This window comes from Halomonas sp. ATBC28, assembly GCF_005937175.1.
GTDB lineage: Bacteria > Pseudomonadota > Gammaproteobacteria > Pseudomonadales > Halomonadaceae > Vreelandella > Vreelandella titanicae.
Map to the genome: position 1 here is coordinate 1 of NZ_VCQL01000045.1, position 9,793 is coordinate 9,793.

A 9,793-nucleotide genomic window follows, 5' to 3' on the forward strand; every position below is an offset into this window, starting at 1 on the left:
TCTTGCTGGAATTAGCGAAGGAAACATGCACCAGCAGTAGGTGAAGCATCAACCAGATAATCCGATGAGATGCCGGTCTGTCTCACTCTCATGCAAAGGTAAGATCAACCATTTAATCCGCTTACCCATATTATCTTGGGCGGATCAAGGCACCGTAGAGTTTAATGAACCAGTACCACTCGCCACTCAAAGGCGACGTCTGAACTTGCGGACCCAAGAACTCCAGGTGATAGAGCGATGGTTAGATAACATGAACCAAGACAAGATGACTGAAAGCTTCAGTCTGAAGGAACTAATCGAATCGCTTGGGACAGGTAAATTAGTTTTCGAGGCTAATGATTCGCGAAGTAATCATTAGTGATGCGGCGAAGTCATGGCACTGTGCGTATCCATCATCCCTATCATGGATTGCAGATGCCAGAGTTGCCAGACGGCAAACGTAATAATCAGCAGCGCTGCTAGCGTACGAGTCGCGGGGCTACGTATCCATATTGAGACACGGCGCGCTGCCACTCCGGTCGCTAGGACGGCAGGCAAGGTGCCGAGCCCAAAGGGCCCCCATCATCGCGGCGGCACGCAATGGCTCGGCTACAGCAAGACTCCAGGCCAGCATCGAATAGATTAGCCCACAGGGCATCCAGCCCCATAGCGAGCCAAGTGCGAATGCTTGGGGTACTTTTACAACAGGCATCAAGCGACGGCCTATTGGTTCGATGCGGCGCCACAGGACGCGCCCCAGTGCCTCGATACGTAGCAAGCCCTTCCACCAGTTGGCGATATACAGTGCCATTAGTATCAACATGACCGCCGCCAGGATACGCAACACCAGGGCGAAGCTGTCCAGTGCATGGTTGAGCACGGAACCGAGCAGGGCCACCAAGGCACCAGCGATCATGTAGCTGCTGATACGACCTAAATTATAGCCGAGCAACAGACCTGCTAAACGCCTCGGCTGTCGCATGCTGGGGGGCACAGCAAAGGTCAGGGCACTCATGATGCCGCCACACATGCCGATACAGTGCGCGCCTCCCAGCAAGCCGAAGACGAAGGCCGCCGCCAGCGGCGGCAGGCTCATGTCGGCGGGATTCATTTAAGGGGCACCTTTGGAGCTACCCGCCGTATCACGGGAGGGGCTGATGGTGAAGGCCGCCGGAGGCGAACCGTACGGTGATACGAGTTCGACCTGTTCGGGTGGATAGCAGAGTCCTTGGTCGGAACAGCCCTGAAAGGTCACCATGATGGCCAGCGGCCCGGTAACGGTGTCGCTCGCCTCGATGGGCGCACTCACCAACACCTGATCGTAGAAAACGTTAATGTTCCCTAAAGACGCGTGCGACATTGGCTCGCCAGGAGGCAAAGCCAACTCACCGAAATTGATATCTTGAGAGAGACTCTCAATCGCGAACTGATGCCGGTGAAGGTAGTAATTTTCGGCGGCGGTGAAGCCGATATAAACTCGATCATCGTCTCGCCAGGCGGTGGTTCGGAAGGCTTCTTTAGCCGGTAGAAAGTCACGTTGGGGCGAACGGTTAAAGGGGGAACTTTTGTCACCAACCTCAAACATCTCTTCACGTGCCGCTACCGGGGTGACTATAAAGAGTGCCACCGTTAGAAAAGCGAAGACTTGTTTCATGAGTTTAACGCCGCCTTTGGCTTATCCATTGGCTGACCTCTGGACCAAGCGACCAGAGCAAAGCCCGCGACGATCATTGGTAGTGTCAGTAGCTGCCCCATGGTTAACCAGCCAAAAGCGATGAATCCCAACTGAGGGTCGGGGAGGCGCACGAACTCTACGATGAAACGGAAGGCTCCATACAGAAGCAGGAACAGCCCAGAGATGAGGCCCCGCTGACGTGGTCGGCGCGATAGCCACCACAGCACGGCAAACAACACGACACCTTCAAGGGCAAACTCGTAGAGAGCCGAAGGATGCCGTGGCTCTGGGCCCAGCTCCATCATGGATGGAAACACCATTGCCCAAGGTACATCACTAACTCTCCCCGGTAACTCGTGATTGATGAAGTTCCCGAGGCGACCCGCTCCCAGGCCGATGGGGACTAACGGAGCAATGAAGTCGGTCAGTTGAATAAAAGCCAGTTGATGTTTGCGAGCAAACAGCCAGGCAGCCACTAACACACCGGCAAGGCCGCCATGAAAGCTCATGCCTCCTTCCCAGATTTTTAGTAACCAAAGGGGGTTGGCTTGCAGTTGTTCGAGCCCGTAAAACAGTGCATAGCCAAGGCGGCCGCCAACGATGATGCCGATGGCGGCGTAGAAGATCAGGTCGCCTATATCATCGTGGCTTAGGCCGAGTCGGTGGGCGCGACGCCGACCCAACCACCAAGCGGCCACTAGCCCGATTACATACATTAAGCCATACCAGTGAATCTGAAGAGGGCCTATGGCGATGGCGATCGGGTCGATTTGAGGGTATTGCAGCATATATCTTCCTTAATCAATCGTTACTGTTGGAGTCATCAACAAAAATTATTGCGTCTTAAGAGCCGTTTTATCGTTTCCACTTCTCGACTTCCTGGATGACTCGCTCAACATCTTCAGAAGTTATGTAACCTGTATGTTTGTAACGAATAGTGCCCTCGGTATCGACCAGATAGCTTTCGGGTGCGCCATAAACACCTAGCTCAAAACCTAGGTTACCCTCTGGATCAAAAATATTGACTTCAAAAGGATTCCCAAACTCGTCAAGAAACTCGAGTCCCTTTGCCTGGGTATCCTTGTAGTTGATGCCAACCAAGCGGACGCCTCGCGCGGCTAAGTCCAATAACTGCGGCATTTCATGCTTGCAAGTGGGGCACCACTCTCCCCAAACATTGACCAATGTCACCTTATCTTTAAAAAGAGATTCATCAACGACCCTTGAGGGGTCTTCCAGCGTCGTCAGGTTGAAGGCCGGAAACGGCTGAGCTAACAAGGGGGAATCTCTGGCGCTAGGATCCATTGATAAGCCCTGATAAAAGAAAAAGCTCAAACCAAAAAAGCCCAATAGGGGTAAAAATAGCAATGTCCGAGATTTCACGTATACGTCTCACAGGTAGTAGCGGGTAAGTGCCTGCTGAGCATTGTTAGTGCTTACGGAAGTTGATTTGGAGCACTAGGTTGCATCGGTCATGGCTTCCGAGCCCATAGGCGTTTCGCCAGCAGCGGCAGCAATGTGATGCCACTGATGAGGACCAGCGCGATCGTGAGACCACGGGAGTCGGCGGTAATTAGCACTTCGCCGAACTTGACGATCAGATACGCCGTGGGGATTACGCCGGCCAATGTGGCGATCAAAAAGCGCCAGAAGGACAGGGGTGTAATACCTGCCGCGTAGCTGATGGCATCAAACGAAATGAAGGGCACCAATCGGGATGCAAAAACGATGAGCATCAAGCCGGTTTGAGAGCGTTCCTTCCCCAGCCAGTTAAGGATGGGACGCGTACGCGACCAGCGTTGCATTACCTCATAGCCGAGCAAACGAGCAATGCAGAAAGCGAGCAGAGCGCCGGCTTCGGCACCGATAACGACATAGGCCGTTCCCCAAACTGGGCCGTAGATCGCACCGGCCACCATGGCAATCGGACCACTGGGGATCGGGCTCATGACAATGGCCGTAATCATCATAAAGATGATGGCCAATGGCCCCCAGACGCCCAACCCATCAACCCATTCACGCAAGGCCTGCTTATCGGTCAAGACCGACAAGGCGCCGGTCTCCATCAGGATCCAATAGAGGGACGCCAAGCCCATCAGTAGAGAGAGCCCCAAAAAGAGCTTTTGCTTTACACTAAGCTTGGTTGCCATGTCCATCTCAGTTGTGGGGAGCAGGGAGACATGTCATCTCAGCCCTGTACCGTGATGGAGTATCATTCAACACCCAATATTTCGCGAAGCTGGTCGGTCGACACTGCACCATTGATACGCTGTACTTTCCCGGCTTCATCACGGTAGTAGCTGGTCGGCGTCCCTGTAGCACCGGCCTCGCGCATGATCTGGGCATGCTTTCTGAGCAGCGCTTGACTCTCCTCCGACGGCTCCACCGGTTTTATGCCGCCATTGCGAAATTCCAATTCATGGGTTTCGAGAGCGCTAGCCGGATTGTCGGCTTCAAGGATTGCGGCAGCTTTGCGAAGACTGTCCTCTGATAGCACGCCGACCAGCACGTGACGAAGCTGTAGTACGCCTTGCTCGATTAGCGGGCGTGAATTCTTCCAGAGTGCGTTGCAGTAGGGGCAGTTGGGGTCTGTTAGTGTGTAAACAATATGCGATGCATCATCATTCCCCTCCGAGATAAAACGAGTGTTTTCAAACGCACTCCAGGCAGCTTCCAGCATGGGTTCCAGCACCAGAGCCTGAAGCTGGCTTTCCATGACGGCATTGCCCTGGGGGTCGATTAACGTACCAATGACGGCATAGTCGGAAGAGGAAGAAATATAAGCCGCCATAGGCTCATTATCATAAGACAAGGCATAGCCTTGGAGGTCGTCAGGCGCTTCGAAGATGCCATGGAATGTGAACCCTTGATCCACCAACACGGTAATCGTCTTGGGCAAGGGAGACTCAGTATTAGCGGCAATGCCGGCCTGATGACTCTCATTGGCATCGGTTCCTGCTTCCTGCGCCAACGCAGGCAACGTAATAAGACCTAACAGACCTGCAGCGGCTAGGTAATAAGTAGAATGTAGGATATGCCTCATGAATGCTCTCTTTATCAATTACTGTTTTTCCAAGGGATTAGGTCGATCACATTTACTGGCTGGTTTTAGTGCTTCTTATTAAAAAACAGGTACTTGATAAGCGCAGCAACACCAAGCCCCAGTGCAATAATCAACAAGATCGCTATTAGGCCCATCCCCGCCATACCCCACATGCAACTATCACTTCCCATCATTTTGAATTCCTCTTTAACACTACGGTGTTTGGTTTAGGCGCGATGAACAGCCTCGTTTGGACGTGGTGTGGCATTGCCGGGATCTGGCGTGAAACGGCGTAGCCGCAACGAGTTAGTCAGTACAAAGACACTGGAAACACTCATGGCAGCCGCCGCCAGCATGGGGCTGAGCAATACGCCGATGAACGGATAGAGCACGCCCGCCGCCACGGGGATCAACGCTACGTTGTAGCCATAGGCCCAAACGAAATTGCCGATAATGGTCCGGTGGGTACGCTTGGAGAGCGCCGTGGCATTGACGATGCCTCGCAAATCGCCACTCATCAGCACCACATCGCCGGACTCGATGGCAATATCGGTGCCAGTGCCGATCGCAATGCCCACGTCGGCCTGGGCCAAAGCGGGCGCATCATTGATCCCGTCCCCCACAAAAGCGACGCGCTTGCCCTCCGCCTGGAGACGCCGGATCTCTGCCGCTTTCTGGTCGGGCAGTACCTCAGCGAGAATCTGCTGGATGCCAACCTGTCGGGCGATAGCATCGGCAGTGGCACGGTTATCGCCGGTGAGCATGGCCACTTCCAGCCCTTGCGCTTTGAGTGCTGCGATGGCCTCGGCAGAGCCCTCCTTAAGTGGATCCGCCACCGCGATGACTGCAGCAAGCTGGCCGTCTACCGCGGCATAGAGCGGGCTCTTGGCGTTCTCGGCAAACACCTTGGCGCGTGTTTCTGCCTGGCCGAGCTCGATTTCCAGCCGAAGCATGTAACGATCAGCTCCCACATGTACCAAGTGGCCGTCGACCTCGGCTTCAATGCCGTAGCCAGGCTCGGCACTAAAGCGACTGACCGAGGGTAATTCCAGCCCGCGGGCCTTGGCGCCCTGTACAATAGCCTCGGCGATGGGGTGCTCGCTTTGAGCTTCCACCGCCGCGACCAGTCGCAGCACCTCGTTCTCATGGCCGTTGATCGCTTCGAAGTCGGTCAGCTCGGGGCGCCCCTGGGTCAAAGTGCCGGTCTTGTCCAGCACCACCGTATTCATTTTGGCCAGCGTCTCAAGCGCCGCCCCTTTACGAAATAGCACTCCCATCTCGGCCCCTTTCCCGGTACTGACCATGATGGCCGTTGGGGTGGCTAGGCCCATCGCACAGGGGCAGGCAATTAGCAGTACGCTAACGGTAGTGACGAAAGCAAACGACAAAGACGGCGCCGGTCCGAAAGCGAACCAGAGTGCAAAGGTCATCGTGGCGATAGCGATGACCACGGGAACAAATACACCAGCAACCTTGTCGGCCAACTGCTGGATGGGGGGCTTCTCCGCTTGGGCCGTTTCCACCATCTTGACGATCTGCGACAAGACAGTGTCGGCACCGACTCGCGTGGCCCGAAAGGTAAGTGCACCGTTCTTGTTGATAGTGCCACCGACGACTTCGGAATCTTTCTGTTTGGCGACCGGCACGGGCTCACCGCTGATCATCGACTCATCAACGTAAGAGTGACCCTCCTCGACGATGCCATCGACTGGAACACGCTCCCCTGGGCGAACCAAAATACGATCGCCTGTGACGACGGCGTCGATAGGCAGCTCGACGGTTTCATCCTCGCGTATGACGCGGGCAGTTTTCGCCTGTAATTGCAGAAGCTTCTTGATCGCCTCGGAGGTGCGGCCCTTGGCAATGTGTTCAAAATAACGACCGAGCAGGATTAGCGTCACGATCACCGCCGCCGCTTCGAAATAGCTCACGGCGGTTCCGACGGGAAAGAGCGTGGGCACCAGCAGGGCGGCGACCGAATAAAAATAGGCAGCGCTCGATCCGATCATAACGAGGCTGTTCATGCCTGGATTAAAATGCCGGAGTTCGGCGAAGCCGGCACGATAGAAGCGTGCACCTGCATAAAACTGCACCGGTGTAGCCAATAACCACTCGACGCCCATCCAGCCGCGATGCGGCATTAGACTCGTTAACAGCGTGTCAAAAGCGGGAATCATTTTTCCCATGGCGATGATGACTACCGGAATCGTAAATATTGCCGCGAGCACGACTCGGCGGCGAAGCTCGGCTCTCTCCCAGTCCTCGCTGTCCGTTGGTGGCGGCGTATCGGTATCCTGAGGTTCATAGCCTGCCTCGCGGATGGCATGCTGAATACGCGTTAACGAAACGGCTCCCGGCAGGAAGCGAACGAAGGCCTTCTGGGTAGCAAGGTTAACACTCACTTCCACCATGCCGGGCAGCTTCGTTAGCGTTCGCTCTATCCGAGAGACACACGATCCACAACTCATGCCGGTGATGGGAATGTCGAGACTTTCCACCACAGGTTGATAGCCCGCTGTTTCAATGGCGTTGAGTAGGCTAGTGGTCGTGGTACCTGCTTCGACCTGGATAGCCGCCTTCTGGGTGGCGAGGTTCACTTGAGCGTTGATCACGCCTGGCTGCTGGCTGAGTGCACGTTCCACACGTCCAACACAGGAAGCACAGGACATACCACGAATCTCGATATCGACGTTTTGCGCCATAATGAAGATCTCCTGTTAATTTATCGACGACCTGATATGCGAGCTTGATTCCCCATGTTCGCTGTCGAGAAAGTGCTGATCATTCAGCCTGCTCAGCGATAGCTTCAACAATCGGGCAGCCTTCCTGCATAGGCCCTTCGCCTGCACACTCGCCCAGTGTTTTCGATAATACGGCTTCAATCCGCGTGAGGTGTTTGATCTGCTCGCGCACCTTGTGCAGCTTCTCCCCGGCGATGCGTTTAGCTTGCGCCCGGTCGCCATTAGCATCCTGAAGCATTAGCAGCTCCCGAATCTCTTGCAGCGTGAAGCCCCACTGCTTGGCATGGACGATAAACTGCAACCGATCCACAGCTTCCAGTGGGTAACGCCGATAGTTGGCATCGGTCCTCCTCGGAGGTGGCATAAGTTTCTCTTTTTCGTAGAATCGAATCGCCTGGCTAGCGACCCCGCTTCGTTCGGCAAGCTCGCCGATACTTAGTGTTTGCATAGCGTTACCTCACGACATTATTAATCTAAGCTTCTGGCAGCCTGACTCAACGAATCTACCGGTCGGGGCTCCTATTGCTCCGGTTGGCGCACGACCCTAAGGTAGGGCGTCTTGGTGTTCCAGCCTTCGGGAAAGTGTTGCCTAGCGTCATCATTCGATAGCGATGGCGAGATGATGACATCGTCACCGTTTTGCCAGTCAACGGGGGTGGCCACTTTGTGCTTGTCAGTTAGCTGAAGCGAATCGAGAACCCGCAGTATCTCGTCGACATTACGTCCTGTGCTGGGTGGATACGTCAAAGTGAGACGAATTTTCTTGTCAGAATCGATGATGAAGACCGTACGCACCGTCAGTTTGGGGTCGGCTTTGGGATGGATCATTCCATAAAGCTTCGCTACCACCTGATCTTCGTCAGCCAGCAAGGGGTAGTTCAGGGCCGTGCCTTGAGTCTGTTCAATATCCCCCAGCCAGTCGTGGTGAGAGCTGAGGGGATCCACCGAAACCCCAACCAGTTTGGCACCCCGCTGGGTGAATTCGTTCTTTCGCTTGGCAAACGCGCCCAGCTCTGTGGTGCATACTGGCGTAAAATCAGCGGGGTGCGAGAACAGCACCGCCCAGCTGTCGTCAAGCCATTGGTGAAAGTTGACCGTGCCTTGTGTGGATTCGATCGTGAAGTTTGGTGCTGTCTCGCCCAGTTGTAGCGCCATGGAAATGTCCTCATGTCATTCATTGAGTAGCCACCATAACTTTGAAGTCAACTTTAAGGTCAAGCCTGATGTGTAATATTTGCAATTCGATAGGAGACAAATAATTTGTCAATAAAGGTTGACCTTAAAGCAGCTGTAAGCCTTAAAATTCTTACGGCGTTAAAATGGATATGATAGGAGGTAGCACCATGGGATTGGTATCAATACCCTTGTTGGCCGTCTCCATAACTTAAGTTGCGATAACACATTGGAATCTCTCTCTTCCATCGGCTTGGTCGGCGCCTTTATCGGCGGATTGGTCTCCTTCTTCTCGCCCTGCACGCTGCCCCTGTTACCGGCCTACCTGTCGGTGGTCACAGGCGGTAGTGCCGGTAAAGCCGACAGGCGGTTAGAGGCATTGACCCTCAGTGCCTTCTTCGTCTTCGGCTTCAGCATCGTGTTCATCCTACTCGGGCTCGGCGCCAGTAGTATCGGGCAACTGATGCGAGGGTATCGCCAAGAATTCAACTGGGTTGCCGGCTCGGCGGTGATCGTGCTGGGCCTCTTTATGACCGGCGTGTTCCGATTGCCGCTATTCCAGCGTACCTTTCAGTTCACACCCAACGTCCAGGGTGGCTCCCCGCTGTCGGCGACAGTGTTCGGGGTCTCTTTTGCCATCGGTTGGACCCCCTGTATCGGCCCCATCCTGGGCGCCATCCTGATGGCCACGTCCAACGCTGCTAGTGCTCAGGCTGGAATGATATATCTCAGTGCCTACTCGGCTGGCCTAGCGCTACCTTTTCTTGCCAGCACTTTACTGATTAACCGATTCGCTCTGCATCGGCAAAGCCTAGGAAGGTGGAGCGCCTATGCTCGCCCCGTGGCGGGCACGGTTGTGATCCTGATGGGCATCGCCATCGTCTCGGGTACCATGACGCGGCTTTCCAGTATCATGGTCGACCTTTTTCCCTCCCTGGCGACCCTAGGGTAGCCAGGCCGTCAGAGAAGTAGAGCTTGATTTTCATCCGGCCCCCTTAAGAAGCTCGTTAGCCTGAGCTAGCCTCTTAAAAGGAGATGGTTTTTATAAAGCTTAGGGAAGGTCTGAATAACTGCCGATATTCATCAACGCTTACTTGAGCCGACAAAAAATCGAAAATTCAGACACTCTTCTCCCTTTCTTTGTGTATTTTTGCTCCTTTCCCGCTCATTGAGCGGGAAAGG

At 54.5% G+C, this 9,793-nt stretch carries 10 protein-coding genes and 1 pseudogene; 1 reads left to right on the plus strand and 10 read right to left on the minus strand.

Features of this window, described 5'->3' with window-relative positions; genetic code table 11:
- Positions 1–354: 354 nt before the first annotated feature.
- The 10 genes and pseudogenes from E0L35_RS25000 to E0L35_RS25040 form a co-directional block, all read right to left on the minus strand.
- Positions 355–1,090, minus strand: a pseudogene (locus tag E0L35_RS25000) (sulfite exporter TauE/SafE family protein).
- Positions 1,091–1,633: a protein-disulfide reductase DsbD N-terminal domain-containing protein gene (locus tag E0L35_RS25005; RefSeq protein ID WP_008958483.1), complete on the minus strand. Its 543-nt coding sequence runs from the start codon at positions 1,631–1,633 to the stop codon at positions 1,091–1,093.
- Positions 1,630–2,442: a prolipoprotein diacylglyceryl transferase gene (gene lgt, locus E0L35_RS25010; protein WP_008958484.1), complete on the minus strand. Its 813-nt coding sequence runs from the start codon at positions 2,440–2,442 to the stop codon at positions 1,630–1,632. The genes E0L35_RS25005 and lgt overlap by 4 nt, the downstream gene beginning before the upstream one ends.
- A 67-nt stretch (positions 2,443–2,509) precedes the next feature.
- Complete coding sequence (locus E0L35_RS25015) at positions 2,510–3,037, minus strand: DsbE family thiol:disulfide interchange protein (RefSeq protein ID WP_035586998.1); 528 nt, start codon at positions 3,035–3,037, stop codon at positions 2,510–2,512.
- 89 nt (positions 3,038–3,126) lie between these two features.
- Positions 3,127–3,804, minus strand: coding sequence for a TVP38/TMEM64 family protein (locus tag E0L35_RS25020; protein ID WP_008958486.1), 678 nt, complete (start codon positions 3,802–3,804; stop codon positions 3,127–3,129).
- Between the two features lie 62 nt (positions 3,805–3,866).
- The gene (gene dsbG / locus E0L35_RS25025) at positions 3,867–4,697 is read right to left on the minus strand and encodes a thiol:disulfide interchange protein DsbG (protein ID WP_008958487.1); all 831 of its coding nucleotides are present in this window, start codon (positions 4,695–4,697) and stop codon (positions 3,867–3,869) included.
- Between the two features lie 65 nt (positions 4,698–4,762).
- The gene (locus E0L35_RS26925; RefSeq protein ID WP_008958488.1) at positions 4,763–4,891 is read right to left on the minus strand and encodes a hypothetical protein; all 129 of its coding nucleotides are present in this window, start codon (positions 4,889–4,891) and stop codon (positions 4,763–4,765) included.
- Between the two features lie 33 nt (positions 4,892–4,924).
- The gene (locus tag E0L35_RS25030) at positions 4,925–7,399 is read right to left on the minus strand and encodes a heavy metal translocating P-type ATPase (RefSeq protein WP_138801702.1); all 2,475 of its coding nucleotides are present in this window, start codon (positions 7,397–7,399) and stop codon (positions 4,925–4,927) included.
- 79 nt (positions 7,400–7,478) lie between these two features.
- Positions 7,479–7,886, minus strand: coding sequence for a heavy metal-responsive transcriptional regulator (locus E0L35_RS25035; RefSeq protein WP_138801703.1), 408 nt, complete (start codon positions 7,884–7,886; stop codon positions 7,479–7,481).
- A 71-nt stretch (positions 7,887–7,957) separates the two neighbouring features.
- Complete coding sequence (locus E0L35_RS25040; protein WP_138801704.1) at positions 7,958–8,593, minus strand: peroxiredoxin; 636 nt, start codon at positions 8,591–8,593, stop codon at positions 7,958–7,960.
- A 247-nt stretch (positions 8,594–8,840) separates the two neighbouring features.
- Here E0L35_RS25040 and E0L35_RS25045 point away from each other — a divergent pair, with 247 nt between their 5' ends.
- Entirely contained in the window at positions 8,841–9,563 is a 723-nt protein-coding gene (locus E0L35_RS25045; RefSeq protein WP_022522193.1) for a cytochrome c biogenesis protein CcdA, read from the plus strand.
- Positions 9,564–9,793 lie beyond the last annotated feature (230 nt).